Raw genomic sequence first — 22,222 nt, 5'->3', positions numbered from 1 at the left:
CTGGCCAGAACAGTAGCGCTGAGGATTGGGCACGTGTTGGACAGAGAGCCGGGCTCGCCGCCCGAGCGCCCCGAACGTGCCGGGCGTCCCCACCCCGACCGGGCCCAGCCGCCCCCGCAGCAGCCGCCGCCACCACCGGCGTCCCGGCGCGCCCAGCCGCGCCGCATCCCGCCCTCCGGTGACCGGACTCCGCAACCACCTCCACCGCGGCGGCGCCCGCCGCCGTCGGAGCACCCGACGAGACAGCTCCCTCCCGCGCAGCCCCCGCCGTCGAGGCAGGGCGCGCGACGGAAACCGCCGCCGTCGCAACCACTTCCGCAGCCATCGCAGCCATCGCAGCCATCGCAGCCATCGCAGCCGTTGCCGCAGCCGCAAGGGCAGCGGCCGCCGAGGCGCCAGCCGCCTCCGCCGCGCCGCCAGCCACCCGTGCGGCCGTGGCGGCAGGAGAACCCCCAGGGGAATCCGCCACCGCCACCACCGCCGCCACGGCGTGAAGACGCGACCATGCTCATCCCGCGCGATCGCGGGCTGCACCCCAGCGTGCGCTGGCCGATGGCCGATCCGGACGTGCTGCGGCCCTACGACGAACTCGCCACCCGGATGTTGCCGAGGGTGCTCGACGCGCCCCGCACGGCCGAGCCCTTCGGCGACACGCCGCCGCCGGTCACCGGTATCGAGCCGAAGACGGAGGAAAAGCCGCAGTCGCTGGTCAAGGCCAGCGGCCGGATCGCGATCGCGTCGCTGATCAGCCGGATCACCGGGTTCCTGTGGAAGGTGATGCTGGCCTGGGCGGTCGGCATCGGCGTGGTGAACGACTCGTTCAACGTCGCGAACACGATGCCGAACATCGTGTTCGAACTGCTGCTCGGCGGCGTGCTGTCGAGCGTGGTGGTGCCGTTGCTGGTGCGCTCGCAGGACGATCCCGACGGCGGCGAGGCCTACGTGCAGCGGCTGATGACCGTGGCGTCGGTGCTCCTGCTGATCGGCACGGTCATCGCGGTGGCCGCCGCGCCCCTGTTCACCTCGCTCTACGTGGACAAGTCCGGGCAGGCGAACCCGGACCTGGCCACCGCGTTCGCCTACCTGCTGCTGCCGCAGATCTTCTTCTACGGCGTGTTCGCACTGCTCTCCGCGGTGCTGAACGCCAAGCACATCTTCGCGCCCGCGGCGTGGGCGCCGGTGGTGAACAACCTCGTCGTGATCGTCACGATCATCGTGGTCGCGGTGATGCCGGGCGAGATCTCGCTCGACCCGGTCAAGCTCGGTGACGCCAAGCTGCTGACGCTGGGGCTCGGCGTCACCGCGGGCATCGTGGCGCAGGCGGTGATCCTCGTGCCGCCGCTGCTGCGGACCGGGTTCCGGTTCAAGTGGCGCTGGGGCATCGACAAGCGGATGAAGGAGTTCGGCGGGCTCGCGGGCTGGATCCTCGGGTACGTCGCGGTCAGCCAGATCGGGTTCACCATCAACACCCGCGTGCTCACCAGCGGCACCCAGGGCGGGGTCACCGCGTACAGCAACGCGTGGCTGCTGTTCCAGCTGCCCTACGGCGTCATCGGCGTGTCGCTGCTGACCGCGATCATGCCGAGGATGAGCCGCGCCGCCGCGGACGGCGACAACAACAAGCTGATCAGCGACCTGTCCTACGCCTCGCGCCTGTCGACGGTGACGCTGGTGCCGATCTCCGCGGTGATGACGATCGTCGGCTCGTCGATCGGCCTCGCGCTGTTCAGCATCGGCAAGGGCACCCCCGAATCCGCGGAACGGCTCGGCCAGGCGCTGGCGATCTCGGCGTTCGGCCTGCTGCCGTACGCGCTGGTGATGCTCCAGCTCCGGGTGTTCTACGCGATGAAGGACGCCAGGACGCCGACGCTGATCATGATCGTGATGACGGTGGCGAAGATCCCGCTGCTCTACCTGTGCCCCGCGCTGCTCGACCCCGACCACATCGTGCTCGGCGCGATGATGGTCAACGCGATGACGTTCGTGGTCGGCGCGATCCTCGGCCAGGTGTGGCTGTGGGTGCGGCTCGGCAACCTGCGCAGCAAGCGCGTGCTCGGGGTGATCCTGTTCACCCTCTTCGCCAGCGTCCTCGGCGTCGTCGCGGCGTGGCTGGTCGGCCTGGTCGTGCCGTCGACCCTCGGCGTCACGATCGGCGCGTGGCTGAAACTGGTCCTCCAGGGCTTGGTCGGCATCGGCGTTTCGTTCGGCGTGCTCATCGCGTTGAAGGTCGACGAACTCGCACCTGTTACCAGAAGATTCACCCGCTTGGTCAAGCGTGGGTAACGTTTTACGCACAGATAACCCCCGTACACGGGTCGTATTCACGTACCCTCGATGCGGAGGAGGGCCAGAGTGCGGTGAACACCAAGCGGAGTGACCAGGCCGAGACGGCCAGGGCGGGCGGCCGGGTCAGGGGCGGATCGCTGGCGCCCGGCGGCGTCGTCGGCGACGGCCGTTATCGCCTGCTGGCCCAGTTCGGGATCGACGAGCGGGCGGGCGCGCACCTGTGGCGCGCGCGCGACGGGCAGCTCCGCCGCGACGTCGCGCTGACGCTGCTGGTCGGCGACCCGGCGGACGCGGAGTCCGCGCGGCTCGCCCGCCGCACGCTCGAACGCGCCGCCCACGCCGCGAAGTTCGGCCACGACGGTGTCGCCAGGGTGCTCGACGTGCTGAGCCTCGGCAGCGGAGTGACCTCCGGCGAGGGCCTGCTCGGCGTGGTCGTCGCGGAGTGGACCAAGGGCACCGACCTGGTCGACGTGACCGCGGAGGAGCCGGTTTCGCCCGCGGTCGCCGCCCGCATGGTGCAGGCGCTGGCCGCCGCCGTCGACCGCGCGCACCAGTCCGGGCTCGTGCTCGGCCTCGACCACCCGCAGCGGCTCCGGGTCACCCCGGAGGGCGCGCTGCGGCTCGCGTTCCCCGGCCCGCTGCCCGACGCCACCCTGCGCGACGACGTCAAGGCGCTCGGCGCGGTGCTGTACCTGCTGCTCACCGGCCGCTGGGCGCTGCCGGGCGGGCCGCCCGCGATCCCGGCCGCGCCGCACACGCCCACCGGTCGCATCGTCCCGCCGCACTCACTGCGGCCGAGGGTGCCCGCCGCGTTGTCGTCGCTCGCGGTCCGCACCATCGAGGACGGCGACCACGGCGGCATCCGCACCAGCGCCGCCATCCTCCGCGCGCTCGACCAGGCCGCCGAGGCCGAGGAGCGCACCCAGTTCATCAAGCAGGTCGGCCCCGAGTCCGAGCCCGAGCCCGACGACGGCGTCTGGACCACGAAGAAGCCGGTGAAGGACGCCGCGCGCAGGCGGAAGCTCGCGCTCGGCGTCACCGTGCTGGTGGTGCTCGCGGTCGGCATCCTCGCCTGGCTCGGCATGCTGGCGATCAGCTTCTTCCAGGGCGACAAGGCGGCCAACGGGCCGAACATGAACGTCGCCCAGACCACCACGTCGGCACCCCCGCCGCCACCGGCCTCCTCGGCGCCGCCCGCGCCACCGGCACCGGCGCAGGGCCAGTTCGGCGACCCGGCGAAGCCGACCGGCGTCACCGTCTACAACCCCGAAGGCGACGGCGACAACCCCGGCCGCGCGCGCAACGTCACCGACGGCGACCCGGGCACCGTGTGGAAGACCGAGCAGTACCAGCAGCAGTTCCCCAAGGTGAAGCCCGGCGTCGGGCTGATCGCCGCCTTCGACGGCGAGATCAACCTCGCCCAGGTGAAGATCGCCGGCGCGACGGCGGGCACGAAGGTCGAGATCAGGGTCGCCGACACGAAGAACGCCGAACTCGCCGACACGCGGGTGGTCGGGTCCGCGGACATCAACGGCGACTCCGCCGACGTCACGCTCCAGCAGCCGCAGAAGGGGCGGTTCTTCGTCGTCTGGATCACCCAGCTCGGCGGGGACGACAAGAAGTACTCGTCGCAGATCGGGGAGCTGACCTTCCTGCCCGCGAAGTGACGCGCGGTGCCCGCGCGCTGGCTTTTCGTGCTGGGTGTGGGCATTTTCACCGGGGTCACACGCGGTCAGTAGTCTCTTCCGGGTGACCGCAGCAGCACCTACGGACGCTGACCTGATAGCGGCGCACGCCGCGGGGGATCAGCACGCGTTCAGTGAAATAGTCAGGCGGCATCGGGACCGGATGTGGGCCGTCGCCCTGCGCACCCTCCGCGACCCCGAAGAGGCCGCCGACGCGCTGCAGGACGCGTTCATCTCGGCGTTCCGCGCGGCGGGGAACTTCCGCGCCGAGTCGCAGGTGACCACGTGGCTGCACCGGATCGTGGTGAACGCGTGCCTCGACCGGGTCCGCCGCAAGCAGGCGAGACCGACCGTGCCGCTGCCGGAGACCGGGTTCAACGAACCCGCTTCACCGCGCGACTCGATGTCGGACAAGGAAACCAAGCTCGTCATCAAAGCCGCCCTCGACGAGCTTCCCGAAGACCAGCGCGCCCCGATCGTGCTCGTCGACGTCGAGGGATACTCGGTCGCGGAGACGGCGAAGATGCTGGGCATCGCGGAAGGCACCGTGAAGAGCCGGTGCGCGCGGGGTCGCGGCAAGCTCGCAAAGGTTCTCGGACATCTGCGGAACCCCGATGCAGATGCGAACGTCCTACCTCACGAAAGCAAATCAAGCCGGGCACGACAGGGGTCGCGCACGCAGCAGCGGGGGGAGGGGCGATGACGGACGAGAGTCGGGGGCTCGGCGGAACCGTGGGGCCGCCCTGGTCTGTCGACGTACTCGCCGACCTTCACGCGGGCGTGCTCGACGAGCGCGAAGCGGCCGAACTGTGGCCACGCGTGAACGCGGACGCCGAAGCACGGGCGATCATCGAGGCGCTGGAAGCGACCACCGCCGACTTGAACGCGCTCGGCTCCGCCCCGGTGGAGCCGATGCCCGCTGAGTTCGCGGCTCGGCTCGACGCGGCCATCGCCGGGGAAGCGCAGCGCGCGTTCGGCGGCCAGCCCCAGCAGGCCCCGGCGGACCGGCCGGTGGCGCCGGTGGTCGATCTCGCGGCCGCGCGCCGCAAGCGGAACAAGCTCCTCGGCTGGGGCACCGGCCTGGTCGCCGCCGCGGCGGCCGCGGTCGTCGCGGTCGCGGTCATCGTGCCGGGCGGCGGCTCCGGCAGCGACGTCGCGCAGCCGCCACCTACGAGCCTGCCCGGTCAGCAGCCCGGCGGTGAGCCGCCGCTCGCGTTGAAGAAGAACGACCTCGGCGGCGCGCTCAGCGGCCCGCAGGGCGTGCAGGACTTCGGGCCGCTCGGCAACGAGGAAAAGCTCGACGCGTGCCTTGCGGCCAACGGCATCGATCCGAGCCTGCGGCCGGTGAAGGTGCGACCGGTGACGCTCGACGGCAAACCCGGCGTGATGGTGCTCTTCACGACCGGCAAGCTGGCGCAGTTCCGGCTCGTCGTGCTGTCGCCGACGTGCGGGCCGAACGAGCCGGGCAAGCTGGCCGACGAACTGATCGGGGCGAAATAGCAGAGCGGTTCAAAGCCGTTTGAGTGGGCTGGCGACCCGCACCGCCGCGGGTTCTCAGGTGGTTCCTCGCGAGGACAGCTCCGACATGGTGAATCGGCATTCATGCGAAGGAGATCCCGGAGCGAGGGGCCGCCTGAGGTTCCGCCACGGCACCGCTACGCAAGCCACTTCGAATCAGTCACCCCATGGCGGCGGTCACGGGCGGGAACACGGCCACCTACGATCGTGTTGATCCTGTGGACGGGTCACAACGAGCGGAGGTCACGGGGTGGCTGCAGACGACATTCGGAACCTGATCATCGTCGGATCGGGTCCCGCCGGATACACCGCGGCGGTGTACGCGGCGCGGGCGCAGCTCGAGCCGCTGGTCTTCGAGGGCACGCAGTTCGGCGGCGCGCTGATGACCACCACCGAGGTGGAGAACTACCCGGGTTTCCGCGAGGGGATCCAGGGTCCCGACCTGATGGAGCAGATGCGCAGCCAGGCCGAGCGCTTCGGCGCGGAGCTGCGCGCGGAGGACGTCGAGTCGCTCGAGCTCACCGGTGACGTCAAGTACGTGACGGTGAACGGCAAGCGGTACGGCGCCCGCGCGATCATCCTGTCGATGGGTGCCGCCGCGCGGTACCTGAACGTGCCCGGCGAGCAGGAGCTGCTCGGGCGCGGCGTGTCGTCCTGCGCGACGTGTGACGGCTTCTTCTTCCGCGATCACGACATCGTGGTCGCGGGCGGCGGCGACTCCGCGATGGAGGAGGCGACCTTCCTGACGAAGTTCGCCCGATCGGTGACGATCGTGCACCGCCGTGACGAGTTCCGCGCCTCGAAGATCATGCTCGAGCGCGCGCGGGCCAACGAGAAGATCAAGTGGCAGCTGAACTCGCAGATCACCGAGGTGGTCGGCGACGGCAAGGTCGAGGGCCTCAAGGTGACCGACCGCAACACCGGCGAGGAGAAGACCCTCGACGTGACCGGGTTCTTCGTCGCGATCGGCCACGACCCGCGCAGCGAGCTGGTGCGCGGCCAGGTCGACCTCGACGACGCGGGCTACGTGCTCACGAAGGGCCGCAGCTCCTACACCAACATCGACGGCGTGTTCGCCGCCGGTGACCTGGTCGACCACACCTACCGCCAGGCCATCACCGCGGCGGGCTCGGGCTGCACCGCGGCGATCGACGCGGAGCGCTGGCTCGCGGAGCACCAGGTGAGCGAGCAGGCCGCCGAGGCACCGGAGCTGGTCGGCGGCGGGTACGCCGCCTCCGGTTCCTGACCCCCACCGCCTTCCAACCCCCAGAGGAGAAACCATGACCGACACCGTGAAGGTGACCGACAAGACGTTCGCCGACGATGTGCTGACCAGCGACAAGCCGGTCCTCGTCGACTTCTGGGCCACCTGGTGCGGCCCGTGCAAGATGGTCGCCCCGGTGCTCGAGGAGATCGCGGCCGAGCACAAGGAAAAGCTCACCATCGCGAAGATCGACATCGACGAGAACCCGCACACTCCGCGTGACTACCAGGTGATGTCGATCCCGACTTTGATCCTGTTCCAGGGTGGGAAACCGGTCAAGCAGATCGTGGGCGCGAAGCCGAAGGCCGCGCTGCTCTCCGATCTCGCCGACGTGCTCTGACCACACCGAAACCCCAGGTCAACCCGGGGGCGGCCGGGTACCCGGGCCGTCCCCGGCACACGTTCCGGTGGCGTTTCGCGTCACGAACCGCGACAGCCATCGTCGCTGATGGTGGATGCGTTACCGGATGTGGCGATCCCCAACGCTCCGGCCAGCCCTGCGCGCTCACCGAGAGTTCACAGGGCACAATAGGAGTCCTGAGTAAGTGCTCAAGGACTTTCCGTACTGCACCGGATCGAGCTCGGTGCCCGAGGTAGAGCGAGGAGTGCATGCGGGTACTCCGCCGCGGTGACGCCGGAGCCGACGTCGCCGAGATCAGGTCGATGCTGTCGGCGCTGGGCCTGCTCCCCTCGGGAGCGGCGGCGAACGGTTCCGCCGACCAGTTCGACCCGTTCGTCGAGCAGGCCGTCCGGGGGTTCCAGCAGCGAAGGGGCCTGATCACCGACGGGGTGGTCGGGCCGGCCACCTACCGGGTGCTCCGCGGCGCCAGCTACCACCTCGGCAGCAGGCCGCTGGCCCATCTCATGTCGGCACCGGTGCACGGTGACGACGTGTTCGCGCTCCAGGAGCGCCTCACCGAGCTCGGCTACGACGCGGGCAGGCCGGACGGCGTTTTCGGCGCCTCCACCGAGCGCGCGCTGCGCGACTTCCAGCGCGACTACGGCCTGATCATCGACGGCATCTGCGGCGCGGCCACCGTGCGCGCGCTCCGCCAGCTCTCCCCGCGTGCCCGCGGCGGCCGCCCGGTCTTCCTGCGCGAGCAGGAGCAGGTGCGGCGCGCTGGCCCGAGGCTGCGCGGCAAGCGCATCGTGATCGACCCCGGCCACGGCGGTACCGACTCCGGCATCGAGGCCTCCGGGCTGCGCGAGGCCGACCTCGCGTGGGACCTGGCACGGCGGCTCGAAGGCCGGATGAAGGCCGCGGGCATGGAAGCGCTCATCTCGCGCGGCCGCGAGCACGGGCCGACGGAGGCGGAGCGCGCGAAGTTCGCCAACGAGGCGGGCGCCGACCTGTTCCTGTCCCTGCACTGCGACCGGAACTCCTCCCCGCGCGCGCAGGGCGTCGCGAGCTTCCACTTCGGCAACGGTCACGGCACCACGTCGACGGTCGGCGAGCTGCTCGCCGGGTTCATCCAGCGCGAGCTGGCGGCCCGCACCGGCCTGCTGGACTGCCGCACGCACGCGAAGACGTGGGAGATCCTGCGCCTGACCCGCTGCCCCGCGGTCCGAATGGAGATCGGGTACCTGACCAACCCCGGAGACAGCCGCAGGCTGTCCGACCCCGCGTTCCGCGACGTGGTCACCGAAGGCATCCTGATCGCCGTCAAGCGGCTCTACCTGCTCGGTGAAGGCGACCAGCCGACCGGCACCTTCACCTTCGCCGACGTGCTCGCCCACGAACTCGCGAAGGCCGAGTAACTCACCCCGCCGCGATCGAGTAGCCGATCGCCACGCCCACCGGCCAGAGGGCCAGCCCGGCGAGCAGGCCGAACAGCGGACTGCCGCCCTTCCGGTGCACCACCAGGCCGACGAGGAAGCTCGCCACCACCGCTGCGCCCCAGCTCGCCACGGGTGCGTAGAAGGCGGCTTGCTGACCGGCGACCGAGCAAATGAACCGCTGATCGCCGGAGAAACACCCGTCGCTGCCCATCACGAAGAAGCCACCGATGAACAACGTCGGGGGCAGGCCGAGCAGGGAAAGTCCGGCAAGCCCCAGAAACGCGGGCAACGCGGGTTGTCGCTGTGGCACCAACGAGGTCATGACGCCACGGTAGGCAGCCAGAACGGCACGCGGGAGCGCGAAACTACTCAACCCCACCACAACCCCTGTGGATAACCGGCGTTGCTGTCCACAAAATGTGGACAACCGGGATCAGGCGCGGGCGACGGTCGGCTCGGCGGTGGAGATGCTGACGTGGCCCAGGAGGCGTTCGAGGGCCGCTTCGACGTCTTCCTTCCAGGTGATCGCCGAACGCAGCTCCAGGCGCAGCCTGGGCCACCGTGGATGCGGGCGCACGGTCTTGAAGCCGACGCTCTGCAGGAACTCGGCCGGTACCACGCAGCTGTGCTCGCGCTCCGACTCGTCGGGGACCGACTTCGCGTCGCCGAACGCCTCGATGGCGCGGACGCCGCGCCGGGTCAGGTCCTTCGCGACCGCCTGGACGAGCATCCTGCCCAGCCCGCCGCCGCGGAACTCGGGCTGAACGTGGAACGCGGTCAGCAGGACCGCGTCGGGGCCGGGCGGGGAGGTGGGGAAGGCGTTCGCCCTCGGCACCGCATTGGGCGGGGCGTAGAGCACGAACCCGACCGGCAGGGTGTCGCTGTAGACGATCCGGCCGCACGAGCCCCATTCCAGCAGCACGCTGGACACCCAGGCTTCCTTCTCGACCTCGGTCTCGCCGTACTCCTCCGCCTGCGTCTTGAGGTGGGGCGCCACCTCCCAGTAGACGCACCGGCGACAGCGCAGGGGCAGCTGCTCCAGGTTGTCCAGCGTCACGCCCACGACGCGTCGCGACACACGACCCTCCCTGACCTGCCCCGAACTGGCACTTCCGCAACCGGCGAGATACCGAGCCGCAGGCCCGAGGAGGGCGCGGCTCACCATGACCGAACGGCCACGTCCGAGGATAGGCCGATGTGACGAGCGCCGAAAGGGCGGTCTCGTCACAAGGGCGGGTGGTTACACTCGGAGGAATCTACCTGCCGGTAGAACCCCTTCGACCGAGTGAAGTGCCGATGACTCCCTCCGGATCGCCCGAGAAGAACCCGGCTCAGGCCGGGCGCCACAACCTCGACCCGCATCTCGACCGGTACGCGGCGCGTACCTCGGGGATGACGGCGTCCGAGATCAGGGCGCTCTTCGCGGTGGCGAGCAGGCCAGAGGTGGTTTCCCTGGCGGGCGGCATGCCGAACCTCGCCGCGCTGCCGCTGGACTCGCTGTCCGCCCAGGTCGCGGAGATCATCGCCGACGACGGGCTCGTCGCGCTCCAGTACGGGTCCGCGCACGGGGTGCCGGTGCTGCGCGAGCAGATCTGCGAAATCATGGCGATGGAAGGGATCTCGGCGCATCCCGACGACGTAGTGGTGACCGTCGGCTCCCAGATGGGCCTCGACATGGTCACCCGGCTGTTCTGCGACCCCGGTGACGTCGTGATCGCCGAAGGGCCGTCCTACGTCGGCGCGCTCGGCTCGTTCACCGCGTACCAGGCCGACGTCGTGCACGTGACGATGGACGACGACGGGCTCGTCCCGGAGGCGCTGCGCGAAGCGCTGGCGCAGGCCGAGAAGGCGGGCAAGCGGGTCAAGTTCCTCTACACCATCCCGAACTTCCACAACCCCGCCGGCGTGACGCTCGCGGTGGAGCGGCGCGCGGAGATCCTCGAAATCTGCCGCGAGCACAACGTGCTGGTGGTCGAGGACAACCCGTACGGCCTGCTCGGCTTCGACGGGCAGACCTATCCCGCGCTGCGCTCCACCGATCCCGACAACGTGGTGTACCTCGGCTCCTTCTCGAAGACGTTCGCCTCGGGGCTGCGCGTCGGCTGGGTGCTGGCGCCGCACGCGGTGCGCGAAAAGCTGGTGCTGGCAGCGGAATCGGCGACGCTCTGCCCGCCGACGTTCAACCAGATGATCGTTTCGCGCTACCTCGCGACGCACGACTGGAAGGGCCAGATCAAGACCTTCCGCGAGAACTACCGCGAGCGGCGGGACGCGATCATCTCCGCGCTCGAACAGCACCTGCCCCCGGGGTGCAGCTGGACGCATCCGGACGGCGGTTTCTACGTCTGGGTAACGGTTCCCGAGGGCGTGGACACCAAGGCCATGCTGCCCCGCGCGGTCACCGCTCGCGTGGCGTACGCGTCCGGCACGGGGTTCTACGCCGACGGTTTCGGCAGCAGGCAGATGCGCCTGTCCTACTGCTACCCGACGCCGGAGCGCATCCGCGAAGGCGTCCGCAGGCTGGCCGCCGTGCTCGAGTCCGAAATGGACTTGGTGCGCACCTTCGGTACGGTGACCCCGCGTGCCGTTTCCGGGCCGCAGTCGCCGTCCCCGGACACCGCCTAGGTCCGTCGCGGCCCGCACCATCCACTGTAGACACTCAAGGAGTTCCGGCGTGGCCGAACGCACCGTTGCCGTCCTCGCTGGCGGGCTTTCGCACGAGCGCGACATTTCCCTGCGCTCCGGGCGCAGGCTGTCCGCCGCCCTGCGCGAACAGGGGCTGAGCGTCGAGGAATGGGACACCGACGCGGGTCTGCTCGACCGCCTGCGCACGAACCGGCCCGACGCCGCCGTTGTCGCGCTGCACGGCGGTGAGGGCGAGAACGGCTCGGTCCAGACGGTGCTCGAAATGCTGGGGGTGCCCTACGTCGGCACGTCCTCCCACGGCTGCCGCCGCGCATGGGACAAGCCGATCTCGAAGGCGCTCATCGCCGACGCCGGGTTCACCACGCCGGACTGGGTGGTGCTGCCGCACAGCACGTTCCGCGAATTGGGCGCGCAGCCGGTGCTCGACGCGATCGTCGAGCGGCTGGGGCTGCCCCTGATCCTCAAGCCGGACCAGGGCGGCTCGGCGCTCGGCACCCAGGTGGTCCGCGACGCCGCGGAACTGCCCGCGGCGATGGTCGGCTGCTTCGCCTACGGCGACACGGTTCTCGCCGAGCGGTTCGTCGACGGCGTGGAAGTGGCCGTCACGGTGATCGAGCGCGATGGCGAACCGGTCGCGCTCCCCGCCGTCGAGATCGTTCCGGAGAGCGGTGTCTACGACTACACCGCGCGGTACACCGCCGGGCTGACCGACTTCTTCGCCCCGGCCCGCATCTCCGAGGCAGCCGCGAAAGCGGTCGGCGATCTCGCGATCGGCGCGCACCGGTTGCTCGGGCTTCGCGACATCTCGCGCACCGATGCGATCATCACCGCCGACGGCACGGCCGTGTTCCTCGAAGTGGGTCTGTCGCCGGGGCTGACCGAGACCTCCACGGTGCCGATGGCGGTGGAGGCGTCCGGCGACTCACTCGGCGCGGTGTTCGCCGCGCTCGTCGACCGCGCGATCAGCCGCACGCACTGACCCCTCTCCGTAATCACTTTCCGTAGCCCAGGGTCATCGCACGGCAATCATCACCGTGACGAAAGGCCTTGGGGTGATCCCTAATCGGTTTCCTGTGCCGGATTTGTCTTGTTCGGGTCCATTAGCGCGACGATCCGCTCAAGATCGTCGACGGAGCCGAACTCGACCACGATGCGTCCCTTCCGGCGCCCGAGATCGACCTTCACCCGGGTGTCGAAGGTGTCCGAGAGGCGAGTGGCGAGCTCCTGCAGACCCGGTGCCTGGATCGGCTTGCGCGGCTGGGGCTTCGCCTTCGCCGGCGCTTCGCTCTTCTTGAGCGTCACCGCTTCTTCGGTCGCCCGCACCGAAAGCCCCTCCGCGACGATGCGCATCGCGAGCTCTTCCTGAGCGTCGGCGTCCTCCAACGACAGCAAGGCGCGCGCGTGCCCCGCGGAAAGGACCCCGGCGGCCACCCGCCGCTGCACGGGGAGGGGTAGCTTCAGCAACCGGATCGTGTTCGTGATGACCGGCCTGCTGCGCCCGATCCGGCCGGCCAGCTCCTCGTGGGTCACCTCGAACTCGTCGAGGAGCTGTTGGTAGGCGGCCGCTTCTTCGAGCGGGTTCAGCTGCACGCGGTGGATGTTCTCGAGCAACGCGTCGCGCAGCATCGCCTCGTCGGCGGTCTGCCGCACGATCGCCGGGATCGCCGCCAGCTCCGCCTGCTGCGAGGCGCGCAGCCGCCGCTCGCCCATGACGAGCTCGTACTCGTCGTTCGGCAGCTCCCGGACCACGATCGGCTGCATGAGGCCGAACTCGCGGATCGAGTGCTCCAGCTCGGACAGCGCGTCCTCGTCGAAGACCTGTCTCGGCTGCTTCGGGTTCGGCTTGATCGCGCTGACCGGCACCTCGCGGTAGACCGCGCCCGCCACCTCGCCGCCCGCGACGTTCACCGAGCCGTTGGCATGGAACCAGCCCTTGTCGCCTTCCTTCGGCGACTCTCCTTCAGCGCCCTTCTCGACCGTGACGGTCTCACCGTTGGCCGGGCCCGTCGGAATGAGGGCCGCGAGCCCGCGTCCGAGCCCGCCTCTCCGTTCCGGCGTCACGACAACTCACCTCGCACTCCTTTTTCGGCGCCGCGTTCGGCGACCTCCTTGGCCGCGTCCATGTAGCTCATGGCACCACGGGAACCGGGGTCGTACGCGAGCACGGTCTGGCCGTACCCGGGTGCCTCCGAGACCTTCACGCTCCGGGGGATGACGGTCTTCAGCACGACGTCGCCGAAGTGGTTGCGGACCTCCTGGGTCACCTGGTCGGCGAGTTTGGTGCGGCCGTCGTACATCGTCAGGAGGATCGTGGAGACCGCGAGCGTCGGGTTCAGGTGCTGCTGGACGAGCTCGATGTTGCTCAGCAGCTGCCCGAGACCTTCCAGCGCGTAGTACTCGCACTGGATCGGGATGAGCACCTCCTGCGCGGCCACCATCGCGTTGACCGTCAGCAGCCCGAGCGACGGCGGGCAGTCGATGAAGACGTAGTCGACCCCGAGCTCGTCGAACGCCTCCGCGGACAGCGCCTCCTTCAACCGGGACTCCCGGGAGCTCATCGAGACGAGTTCGATCTCGGAGCCGGCGAGGTCGATGGTGGCGGGCACGCACAGCAGGTTCGGCGACTGCTCGCTGACCGCGGCCGCCTCGGCGAGTGAAACCTCGCCGAGGAGGACCTCGTAGACGGAGGGCGTCCCAGACCGGTGCTCCACGTTGAGCGCGGTGCTGGCGTTGCCCTGCGGGTCGAGGTCGATCACGAGTGTCCGCAGCCCGTGGACGGCGAGCGCGGCCGCGAGGTTGACCGCGCTCGTGGTCTTGCCGACGCCGCCCTTCTGGTTCGCGACCGTGAGCACGCGGCGATGCGTGGGACGGGGGAGCGTGTTGTCTTCGGGGTGCAGCACCTTGGCCGCCCGCTCCGCCTCTTCGGCGATCGGGGTCCAGCCGATGTCCTGGCTGGTCTCTGGCTTTGGAGGGGTCACCGGTTCCGCCTTCCCTTGTTCGAGGTCTCGATCGAGGCTTCAGTTGCTCCGGGGGCGCTGGCTCCGCGCCGTTTCACGTGGAACATGCGTCGTTCCATACTGATCGGCTTCCCTCTCCGCCGTCGGTAGCTGGCCGTCATCTTGTCATCTCGCGCGTTTCGATTTGGTCGTCCCGCCCGCGCGGCGACGCGGGCCACCGGACTTCACCGGACGAGTGCGTTCCACCTTCACCACGGTCGTCGGGGTGTCGAGCAGACCGGCGCCGCATTCGTGCACGGACGGGGTCGCGCCGCCCGCCTTCTTCACGGCGTCGAGATCGCGGGTGATCTCATCCCGCACGCTGCTGCCCTTGAGCGCGAGCATCACGCCCCCTTGCCGGGTCAGCGGAAGGCACCAGCCGGCGAGACGAGCCAGGGGAGCGACCGCACGGGAGGTGACCACGTCCGCCGCGGGTACATCTTCGCGCACCGCCTTTTCCTCCGCGCGACCGCGTACCACTTGGGCCGAAAGATCGAGTGCGTCGACCACTTCGGCCAGCCAGTCCGCCCGGCGGGCCATCGGTTCGATCAGCACGACGTCCAGATCGGGGCGCGCGATCGACAGCGGGACGCCGGGGAAGCCCGCCCCGGAACCGACGTCGATCACCCGCGCCCCGTGCGGGATCTGCTCCGCGATCACGGCCGAGTTCAGCAGGTGACGATCCCACAGCCGGTCGACTTCCCGAGGGCCGATCAACCCGCGCTCGACCCCGTGGCGCTCCAGGAGCCCGGCGAACCGGCGAGCGAGGTCGAGTCCGTCGCCGAACACCTTCGCCGCCGCCTCCGGGACTCCGGTGCTGCCGTCGACCTCTTCCACGCGCGCTCCTCACGACTCGGCCGTTTCACGTGAAACGGCGACTCCGTCGATTGTCCCCGACGGCGAGATCGGGCACGGGACGCCATGCGCGTTTCACGTGAAACCCGGACGCGTGGGTGAGCCGGATCGGGCTTCACGTGAAACTCGGCGCGCAAAAAAAGCGCGGCCCCGCCGAGTTCGGTGGGGCCGCGCTCCGCGACTGCGTTCGACTACTCCGTCGCCCCCGAGGGGAAGACGACCACGCGGCGCTTCGGGTCTTCGCCCTCGCTCTCGCTCTGCGCACCGTCCACGGCGGCGACCGCGTCGTGCACGACCTTCCGCTCGAACGGGCTCATCGGCTGCAGGCGAACCCGCTCGCCGGAGGACACCACCGACTCCGCGGTCGACTTGCCGAGCTCGCGAAGCTCCTCGCGGCGGTCCGCGCGCCAGCCCGCGATGTCCAGCATCAGGCGGCTCCGGGTGCCGGTCTCCTGCTGCACCGCGAGACGGGTCAGCTCCTGCAGCGCCTCCAGCACCGTGCCGCGGGTGCCCACCAGCTTCTCGAGATCGTCACCGCCGTCGATGCTCACGATCGCGCGGCCCGCCTCCACGTCGAGGTCGATGTCGCCGTCGTAGTCCAGCAGATCCAGCAGGCGCTCGAGGTAGTCGCCCGCGATGTCGCCCTCCTGGACGAGCACATCGTCACCGGACTTCTTCTCGTCCTGCTCCTCGACCGCGTCCTCCACCTTGTCCTGCTCGGTGTCGATCGCTTCGACCGTCTCCGACATTCTCTGGTCTCCTCTCAGGCCTCGGGCGGCGTCAGCGACGCTTCCGGCCCTGCTTCTTCGTTGAGTCGGTGGTCAGGCCGGGAACACCCGTGCCGTTCTCGTTCGAGCTCTTCTGCTCCGAGTTCTTGTCGTCCGACGCGCCGTTCTTCGTCGCGTCCGGCTTCGACGGGGTCTTCGGCTGCGCCTTCTGGTTCGACGGCTTGGCGCCGGCCTTCGGCTGGTTCTGCCTCTTCGGCTGCTCGGCGAAGCGGTGCGGGGAGCCTGCCTTGCCTTTGTTGCCACCGCTGGCGGCGGGCTTCTTCGGCTGCGAGGGCTTCTGCCCCGGCGCGGGCTTCTGACCGACCTGCGGCTTCTGTCCGGGCTTCGGGCCGAGCGCGCTGCGCTTCTCGATGGCCTCCGCCTTCTTCGCTTCCTCTTCCTTGTCGATCCTGGTGTAGACGAGGCGCTGCTGCATCAGGGTCCAGCCGTTGTTGGCGAGCCAGTAGAAGAGCAGGCCGAGCGGGAAGAGCGCACCGAAGACCAGCACACCGAGCGGGAAGATGTACATGGTGAGCTTGTTCATGATCGCGGTCTGCGGCGTGGCCGAAGCCGCGTTCTGCCGCGCCACCGAGTGGCGGGCGGTCAGGTGCGTGGCGATCGCCGCGACGATCATCAGCGGGACGGCGACCGGTGCCACGTTCCAGTGCCAGCCCGTGTCGCCGCTGCCGCCGACGACGCTCACACCGTTGTGGATCGCTTCGCCGAGGTTGACGCCGAACAGCTTCGCGTTGACGTAGGACTCGACGTCGTGCTGGCCGAAGAAGTAGTTCTCGGTCTTCGGGCCGCCGCCCTCCGGCTTGTGGGTGAACGCGCGGAGCACCCAGTTCAGACCGATGAACACCGGGATCTGCAGGAGCATCGGCAGGCAGCTGCCGAGCGGGTTGACGCCGTGTTCGCGCTGGAGCTTCTGCATCTCCTGCGCCTGGCGCGCCTTGTCGTTGGCGTACTTCTTCTGGACCTTCTTCAGCTCCGGCGCGAAGTCCTGCATCTTCTTCATCGACCGGACCTGGTTCACGAACGGCTTGAACATGATGCCGCGGACGGTGAACGTCAGGAAGATGATGCCGAGGATCCACGAAATGGCCGTGGACTCCCCGAAGATGAACCCGAACAACTTGTGCCAGCACCACAAGATGAAGGACACCGTGTAGTAGATGAAGTCGAGCACTGAGCTACTCCTCGGTTGGTGAACCAGGTTTCTGGTGGCGCCAGCTGAACCGCTCGGGCACCGGATCGCGGCCCGGCGGTGTCCACGGGCCACAGCGGAGCAACCGGCGCAACGCCAGGTACGTACCCTTCGCCGCGCCGTGCCGCGTCAGTGCTTCGACCGCGTACGCGCTGCAGCTGGGGTAGAACCGGCAAGCCGGTGGCAAGAAGGGGGAGATGGCTTTGCGGTAGAACCGGATGGGCAGCAACAGGACCCAAGCGACCGGGCCCGGCCGGGTCGCACCCGTGGGCCGTTCGCTGGTGGCCGCCTGCTTTCCGTTCACACCGCTGATCCGTCTTGTTCGCTGGCACTGCTTCCGAAGACGCCACTGCCGCCGCCGGGGCGCCCGTGCTCCGGCGTGCTGCCGTGTGCGGGCAGCAGGCCCAACCGGCGCAACGCGGCGTCGAGATCCGCGCCGAGCTCGTGGCTCGAAGCGGACGCGGCGGGCGGTAATGCCCGCACTACCAACGCGCTGCCAGCCGGAACCGTTCCGAGCCGGTCGGCGACGAGGTGGCGCAACCGCCTGCTGACCCGGTGGCGCACCACCGAATTGCCGACGGCCTTGCTCACCACGAAACCCGCCCTGGTGCCCTCGTCGGGACCGGACGGGTTCGTGGTCAACGCATGGACGACGAGACGACGGCGCCCGGCGCGAGTGCCCCGCCGCATCACCAGGCGGAAGTCCTCGCTGCGCCGCAGTCGTGCGGCGGCCGGAAGCATGCCGCGCCTCGCCGACGCCGGGATCAGGCGGAGAGCTTCTCGCGGCCCTTGCGACGGCGGCCCGCGACGATCGCCCTGCCGGCGCGCGTGCGCATCCGCAGCCGGAACCCGTGGGTCCGCGCGCGTCGGCGGTTGTTCGGCTGGAAGGTGCGCTTACCCTTGCTCACGGCTCAACTTCTCCTGTGTGTCGGTGCGAACCCGGCAAGTGGCTGCTGCCGCGTTCAGGCGTGTCGTGCTGGCGCACGCCAGGTCTGTGGTGTCTCCTGCCGTCACACGGACGAGGGACGGGAGCACACTTTCGTGCCGAGGAACCCGGGCACGCGAAGGGCACCCGCTTCGAACGGGAGACCTTACGAGGGTACGCACCCGCCCGCCGGGCATCGGAACCGACCCCCTCGAACACGGACGGCGACCAGCTCGGGCGCACGCCACGGGACCGATTGGCGACACGCCGCCCCCCGTGGAATGCTTGCCCCGAAGGGCGCCTTGTGGCAGCGCACCGGGCTTGTTACCGTGCCTCTTCCCGAGTCACCCGTCCGTGGTGCTCGGTGCCGCCGCCGGAGGGTGTGGAGGCTCCGCCTGGCGTAGGTTGCACCCGCGGTGGGAGTGGCTGCGGGTCGCCGTAAATTAGTGCACAGTTGTGGACAACTATGTGGATACCCGCTGCACGCGGTGACCGGGCATGGTGGTATGTCCGCTCGATGGAGTCGGTTCACGGTTCGGCGGGGTGAGGTTCACCGCCACCGGGAGTGCGAGCGGGTCGGGCGAACAGACGTCGTGGCCCGCCGGGAAGACCAGGGGGAGGGGAGCGGACCAGGTGTCGGAGCACCAGATCAATCTGGGTGTCGTGTGGGAGCAGGTCGTCAAGGAGCTCTCCAACGGCACGCTGTCGCCGCAGCAGCGGGCGTGGATGCGGGTGACGCGTCCCATCGGCCTGCTCGACGGCACCGCACTGCTCGCCGCCCCCAGCGACTTCGCCAAGGAAGCCATCGAGCGCGCGCTGCGCGAGCCGATCACCCACGCGCTGTCCCGCCGCCTCGGCCGGGCCGTGTCCCTCGCGGTGAAGGTCGACGCGTCCGAGCCGAGCCCGCCGCCCGGTCCTCCGCCGGTGTACCAGTCGTCACCCACGAGGGTGGAAAACGGCGGCCGTCCCGCCACCGGTGAACCGCCGAAGATGCCGCCCATCGACGACGGCGTGCTCCCGCCCGCGCGGCGCGCCCGCCCGGTCCAGCCGGCGCCGGAGCCCCCGCGCGACGACCGCGCCCCGCATCCCGCCCCACCGGAGGGCACCGAGCGGGACAGCGCCGACGAAGAAGTGGACGAGGAAGGCGAAGCGCTCGCCGCCGCGCAGGACATCTGGCCGATGTTCTCCGGGCAGCCGATCGCGGGGCAGCCCTACACCGCGCCCGCGCAGCCGCAGACTTCGAAGACGCGCCTGAACGAGAAGTACAACTTCGACACGTTCGTCATCGGCGCCTCGAACCGCTTCGCGCACGCCGCCGCGTTCGCCGTCGCCGAAGCCCCTTCGCGTGCCTACAACCCGTTGTTCATCTGGGGCGAGTCCGGGCTGGGCAAGACGCACCTGCTGCACGCGGTCGGGCACTACGCCCAGCGGCTCTTCCCCGGGATGCGCGTGCGGTACGTGTCGACCGAAGAGTTCACGAACGACTTCATCAACTCGCTGCGCGACGACCGCAAGGTCGCCTTCCAGCGCCGCTACCGCGACATCGACATCCTCCTCGTCGACGACATCCAGTTCCTGGAAGGCAAGGAAGGGACCCAGGAGGAGTTCTTCCACACCTTCAACACGCTGCACAACACGAACAAGCAGATCGTGGTCTCCTCCGACCGGCCGCCGAAACGGCTGGAGACGCTCGAAGACCGGTTGCGCACGCGGTTCGAGTGGGGACTGATCACCGACATCCAGCCGCCCGAGCTCGAGACGCGCATCGCGATCCTCCGCAAGAAGGCGGGCCAGGACAGGCTCGCCGTGCCGGGCGAGGTGCTGGAGTTCATCGCGGCGCGCATCGCGGCCAACATCCGCGAGCTCGAAGGCGCGCTCATCCGCGTCACCGCGTTCGCGTCGCTGAACCAGCAGCCGGTCGATGTCGGGCTCGCGGAGATAGTGCTGCGCGACCTGATCCCCGATTCGCAGGCGCCGGAGATCAGCGCCTCGGCGATCATGGGCGCCACCGCGGACTTCTTCGACGTGACGCTCGACGACCTCTGCGGCCCCGGTAAGACGAAGGCGCTCGCCACCGCCCGCCAGATCGCGATGTACCTCTGCCGCGAGCTGACCGACATGTCGCTGCCGAAGATCGGGCAGACCTTCGGCGGCCGCGACCACACCACGGTGATGCACGCGGACAAGAAGATCCGCAAGGAGATGGCCGAGCGCCGCCGGATCTACGACCAGGTCCAGGAACTGACCTCGCGCATCAAACAGCGCGCGCGCTGAAGCACCTGTCCTTTTCTTCGGGGCCGCCGGTACCTCCGGCGGCCCCTTTTTCGTACGCGCCCGCGAGCGCTCCGTACCGAGCGCCGCGTCCATCCACTTCGGACACCGGCGATCGGCGTCGCCCGCGGTGAGCGAACGACGACCGGCCGGATTCCTTGGCGCGCGGGGAAAGCCGCGAGAAGGCGTCTCGACCTTCCCTCGTCGCAACGAAAACCGCCTCGATCGCTTACCCGGTGCAGCCGCGCGCGACGTCGACGAGACGCGCGAGAGGGCGCGAAGCGCTTGTGAAGCAAGGAAATCCGCGCGCTCGCATCACTCAAGAGAGCGATCCACGTCACGCTCTTTCCGGGTTTCGGCGCGTGTGGACACCGGTACAACCTGGGCACAGGTCGACCCACAACTGGGGACAACTGTGGGGACAACTGTGGATGGGTGTGGACGGTTTCGGGGACGCCCGAAGTTCTCCACGGGCCGCCGAGTTTGTCCACGGGTTCACCGCCCCGGATGTCCACAGGACGCCGCACCGTCCAAGCTGCGACGACAGGGGATGTCCACACAACCCACAACGCTTATTACTGTCACTGCCCTTAGTTCTTCCAAGAAGAGTTCTTAAAGAAAAACAAGCGAGCTGTGGATCTGGGGACAGCTCGGACACGGTGGTCGTCTTGTCGACATGTCGATGGGCGGGCCCGGATGACGCGGGTGGCGGTCACGTTCTAACGTGGGTGGCCACACCAGGTCCGTTCGTCGTTGGCGACATCGGCACCCGGGCCACACCACACCGGCGAGTTCTCCGGCGCCTGCACTCCAGCGTGCGCGCCGGGGCCGTTTGCCGACCTTCACGAGCCGAGCAGCCCTCGGCTGTCGAAAGGATGGGCACATGAAGATCCGCGTCGAGCGCGACGGGCTGGCCGACGCCGTCGCGTGGGTGGCTCGCAGCCTCCCGTCCAGGCCACCGGTACCGGTGCTGGGCGGCGTGCTGCTCGATGCCGGGTCGGACGGCGCCACCGACGCACTGACCGTTTCCGGGTTCGACTACGAGGTTTCCGCGACCGTCGGGGTCGCCGCGACGATCGCCGACGGCGGCCGCATGCTGGTCTCCGGCAGGCTCCTCGCGGACATCACCAAGTCGCTGCCCGCGCAGCCGGTCGAGATCTCCGTCGACGGCGCCCGCGCGTCCATCACCTGCGGCAGCGCCCGGTTCAGCCTGCCGACCATGCCGGTCGAGGACTACCCGCAGCTGCCGAGCCAGCCCGCCCACGCCGGTGAGCTGACCGGCGACGCGTTCGGCCAGGCGGTCACCCAGGTCGCCGTCGCCGCGGGCAAGGACGACACGCTCCCGATGCTCACCGGTATGCGGCTCGAGATCTCGGGCTCCTCGCTCACCCTCGTCGCCACCGACCGCTTCCGGCTCGCCATGCGCGAGTTCGAGTGGAAGCCAGCCGAAGGGCTCGAGGACGCCGCGGTGCTCGTCCCGGCCCGCACGCTCGCCGAGGCGGCCAAGTCGCTCGGCGCGAGCGGCGCCACCGTTTCGCTCGCACTGGCCAGCGGCGAGGGGCTGCTCGGCCTTTCCGGTTCCGGCCGCTCGACCACGACCCGGCTCCTCGACGCGGAGTTCCCGCCGTACCGCAGGCTGCTGCCCGACTCGCACACTTCGCGCGCCGTCATCGAGGTGTCCGCGCTCGCCGAGTCGATCAAGCGCGTTTCGCTGGTCGCCGAGCGCGGTACCCAGGTGCGGCTGGAGTTCGCCGACGGCACGCTCCGGCTCTCGGCCGGTGGCGACGACGAAGGCAGCGCCGAGGAAGAACTGCAGGTTCAGTACGAGGGCGACCCGGTGACGATCGCCTTCAACCCCGGCTACCTCGTCGACGGGCTCGGCGCGCTGCACGCCGACCGCGCGGAGCTGACCTTCACCACCCCGAACCGCCCGGCGCTGCTGAAGCCCGCCGACGAGGAGGGCAACGCGGTGCCCGGGTACCTCTACCTGCTGATGCCGGTGCGCCTGCCCGGCTGACCCGGC

General features: G+C 69.7%; 21 protein-coding genes. 11 read left to right on the top strand and 10 right to left on the bottom strand.

The window, feature by feature from the left end:
* Positions 1 to 426: 426 nt before the first annotated feature.
* The 7 genes from murJ to HUW46_RS19755 all read left to right on the top strand — a co-directional run bounded on the left by murJ (position 427) and on the right by HUW46_RS19755 (position 8,511).
* Positions 427 to 2,283: a murein biosynthesis integral membrane protein MurJ gene (gene murJ / locus HUW46_RS19785; RefSeq protein ID WP_442860983.1), complete on the top strand. Its 1,857-nt coding sequence runs from the start codon at positions 427 to 429 to the stop codon at positions 2,281 to 2,283.
* Positions 2,284 to 2,357: 74 nt separating this feature from the next.
* On the top strand, positions 2,358 to 3,953 hold the full coding sequence (locus HUW46_RS19780; protein ID WP_215548682.1) for a protein kinase family protein: 1,596 nt from the start codon (positions 2,358 to 2,360) through the stop codon (positions 3,951 to 3,953).
* Between the two features lie 82 nt (positions 3,954 to 4,035).
* The gene (gene sigM / locus HUW46_RS19775) at positions 4,036 to 4,674 is read left to right on the top strand and encodes an RNA polymerase sigma factor SigM (protein WP_215548681.1); all 639 of its coding nucleotides are present in this window, start codon (positions 4,036 to 4,038) and stop codon (positions 4,672 to 4,674) included.
* A complete protein-coding gene (locus HUW46_RS19770) occupies positions 4,671 to 5,471 on the top strand; it encodes a hypothetical protein (RefSeq protein WP_215548680.1) in 801 nt (266 codons plus the stop codon). The genes sigM and HUW46_RS19770 overlap by 4 nt, the downstream gene beginning before the upstream one ends.
* Before the next feature lie 268 nt (positions 5,472 to 5,739).
* On the top strand, positions 5,740 to 6,735 hold the full coding sequence (gene trxB / locus HUW46_RS19765) for a thioredoxin-disulfide reductase (protein ID WP_215548679.1): 996 nt from the start codon (positions 5,740 to 5,742) through the stop codon (positions 6,733 to 6,735).
* Between the two features lie 34 nt (positions 6,736 to 6,769).
* Entirely contained in the window at positions 6,770 to 7,093 is a 324-nt protein-coding gene (trxA, locus tag HUW46_RS19760; RefSeq protein ID WP_215548678.1) for a thioredoxin, read from the top strand.
* 269 nt (positions 7,094 to 7,362) lie between these two features.
* Positions 7,363 to 8,511, top strand: coding sequence for an N-acetylmuramoyl-L-alanine amidase (locus HUW46_RS19755; RefSeq protein WP_215548677.1), 1,149 nt, complete (start codon positions 7,363 to 7,365; stop codon positions 8,509 to 8,511).
* Position 8,512: 1 nt separating this feature from the next.
* Here the strand turns inward: HUW46_RS19755 and HUW46_RS19750 are convergent, their stop codons facing one another.
* Positions 8,513 to 8,854, bottom strand: coding sequence for a hypothetical protein (locus tag HUW46_RS19750; protein ID WP_215548676.1), 342 nt, complete (start codon positions 8,852 to 8,854; stop codon positions 8,513 to 8,515).
* A 111-nt stretch (positions 8,855 to 8,965) separates the two neighbouring features.
* A complete protein-coding gene (locus tag HUW46_RS19745; RefSeq protein WP_215548675.1) occupies positions 8,966 to 9,610 on the bottom strand; it encodes a GNAT family N-acetyltransferase in 645 nt (214 codons plus the stop codon).
* Between the two features lie 218 nt (positions 9,611 to 9,828).
* Here HUW46_RS19745 and HUW46_RS19740 point away from each other — a divergent pair, with 218 nt between their 5' ends.
* Positions 9,829 to 11,157: an aminotransferase-like domain-containing protein gene (locus HUW46_RS19740; RefSeq protein WP_215548674.1), complete on the top strand. Its 1,329-nt coding sequence runs from the start codon at positions 9,829 to 9,831 to the stop codon at positions 11,155 to 11,157.
* A 49-nt stretch (positions 11,158 to 11,206) separates the two neighbouring features.
* Positions 11,207 to 12,157, top strand: coding sequence for a D-alanine--D-alanine ligase family protein (locus HUW46_RS19735; RefSeq protein WP_215548673.1), 951 nt, complete (start codon positions 11,207 to 11,209; stop codon positions 12,155 to 12,157).
* Positions 12,158 to 12,237: 80 nt separating this feature from the next.
* On the opposite strand, the gene HUW46_RS19730 is transcribed toward HUW46_RS19735, so the two are convergent.
* The 8 genes from HUW46_RS19730 to rpmH all read right to left on the bottom strand — a co-directional run bounded on the left by HUW46_RS19730 (position 12,238) and on the right by rpmH (position 17,911).
* Positions 12,238 to 13,239: a ParB/RepB/Spo0J family partition protein gene (locus tag HUW46_RS19730; RefSeq protein ID WP_215548672.1), complete on the bottom strand. Its 1,002-nt coding sequence runs from the start codon at positions 13,237 to 13,239 to the stop codon at positions 12,238 to 12,240.
* The gene (locus HUW46_RS19725) at positions 13,236 to 14,156 is read right to left on the bottom strand and encodes a ParA family protein (RefSeq protein WP_215548671.1); all 921 of its coding nucleotides are present in this window, start codon (positions 14,154 to 14,156) and stop codon (positions 13,236 to 13,238) included. Before HUW46_RS19725 ends, HUW46_RS19730 begins: the two co-directional genes overlap by 4 nt.
* A gap of 144 nt (positions 14,157 to 14,300) precedes the next feature.
* Positions 14,301 to 15,011: a 16S rRNA (guanine(527)-N(7))-methyltransferase RsmG gene (rsmG, locus tag HUW46_RS19720; RefSeq protein ID WP_215548670.1), complete on the bottom strand. Its 711-nt coding sequence runs from the start codon at positions 15,009 to 15,011 to the stop codon at positions 14,301 to 14,303.
* Between the two features lie 209 nt (positions 15,012 to 15,220).
* Positions 15,221 to 15,778, bottom strand: coding sequence for a Jag family protein (locus tag HUW46_RS19715; protein ID WP_215548669.1), 558 nt, complete (start codon positions 15,776 to 15,778; stop codon positions 15,221 to 15,223).
* A 31-nt stretch (positions 15,779 to 15,809) separates the two neighbouring features.
* Positions 15,810 to 16,985 carry a membrane protein insertase YidC gene (yidC, locus tag HUW46_RS19710; RefSeq protein ID WP_215548668.1) on the bottom strand — a complete coding sequence of 392 codons (1,176 nt, stop codon included), beginning with the start codon at positions 16,983 to 16,985 and terminating at the stop codon, positions 15,810 to 15,812.
* A 4-nt stretch (positions 16,986 to 16,989) separates the two neighbouring features.
* Complete coding sequence (gene yidD, locus HUW46_RS19705; RefSeq protein ID WP_254126342.1) at positions 16,990 to 17,307, bottom strand: membrane protein insertion efficiency factor YidD; 318 nt, start codon at positions 17,305 to 17,307, stop codon at positions 16,990 to 16,992.
* Positions 17,304 to 17,744, bottom strand: a complete 441-nt coding sequence (gene rnpA / locus HUW46_RS19700; protein ID WP_215548667.1) for a ribonuclease P protein component — start codon at positions 17,742 to 17,744, stop codon at positions 17,304 to 17,306. The genes yidD and rnpA overlap by 4 nt, the downstream gene beginning before the upstream one ends.
* Positions 17,745 to 17,767: 23 nt before the next feature.
* On the bottom strand, positions 17,768 to 17,911 hold the full coding sequence (gene rpmH / locus HUW46_RS19695; RefSeq protein ID WP_215548666.1) for a 50S ribosomal protein L34: 144 nt from the start codon (positions 17,909 to 17,911) through the stop codon (positions 17,768 to 17,770).
* A 650-nt stretch (positions 17,912 to 18,561) separates the two neighbouring features.
* Here rpmH and dnaA point away from each other — a divergent pair.
* Positions 18,562 to 20,202, top strand: a complete 1,641-nt coding sequence (gene dnaA / locus HUW46_RS19690) for a chromosomal replication initiator protein DnaA (RefSeq protein ID WP_215548665.1) — start codon at positions 18,562 to 18,564, stop codon at positions 20,200 to 20,202.
* Positions 20,203 to 21,082: 880 nt separating this feature from the next.
* On the top strand, positions 21,083 to 22,216 hold the full coding sequence (dnaN, locus tag HUW46_RS19685; RefSeq protein ID WP_215548664.1) for a DNA polymerase III subunit beta: 1,134 nt from the start codon (positions 21,083 to 21,085) through the stop codon (positions 22,214 to 22,216).
* Positions 22,217 to 22,222 lie beyond the last annotated feature (6 nt).

It is taken from the genome of Amycolatopsis sp. CA-230715 (genome assembly GCF_018736145.1).
In the GTDB taxonomy this organism is placed as follows: domain Bacteria; phylum Actinomycetota; class Actinomycetes; order Mycobacteriales; family Pseudonocardiaceae; genus Amycolatopsis.
The sequence above is the reverse complement of the archived record's forward strand: the minus strand, read 5'-3'. Positions and strand labels throughout refer to the sequence as shown.

Excerpts from the sequence above, each read along its gene's own strand:
- HUW46_RS19770 (WP_215548680.1), top strand. The coding sequence starts at position 4,671 with ATGACGGACGAGAGTCGGGGGCTCGGCGGAACCGTGGGGCCGCCCTGG.
- trxA (WP_215548678.1), top strand. The coding sequence starts at position 6,770 with ATGACCGACACCGTGAAGGTGACCGACAAGACGTTCGCCGACGATGTG.
- HUW46_RS19755 (WP_215548677.1), top strand. The coding sequence starts at position 7,363 with ATGCGGGTACTCCGCCGCGGTGACGCCGGAGCCGACGTCGCCGAGATC.
- HUW46_RS19750 (WP_215548676.1), bottom strand. The coding sequence starts at position 8,854 with ATGACCTCGTTGGTGCCACAGCGACAACCCGCGTTGCCCGCGTTTCTG.
- HUW46_RS19740 (WP_215548674.1), top strand. The coding sequence starts at position 9,829 with ATGACTCCCTCCGGATCGCCCGAGAAGAACCCGGCTCAGGCCGGGCGC.
- HUW46_RS19715 (WP_215548669.1), bottom strand. The coding sequence starts at position 15,778 with ATGTCGGAGACGGTCGAAGCGATCGACACCGAGCAGGACAAGGTGGAG.
- rnpA (WP_215548667.1), bottom strand. The coding sequence starts at position 17,744 with ATGCTTCCGGCCGCCGCACGACTGCGGCGCAGCGAGGACTTCCGCCTG.
- dnaN (WP_215548664.1), top strand. The coding sequence starts at position 21,083 with ATGAAGATCCGCGTCGAGCGCGACGGGCTGGCCGACGCCGTCGCGTGG.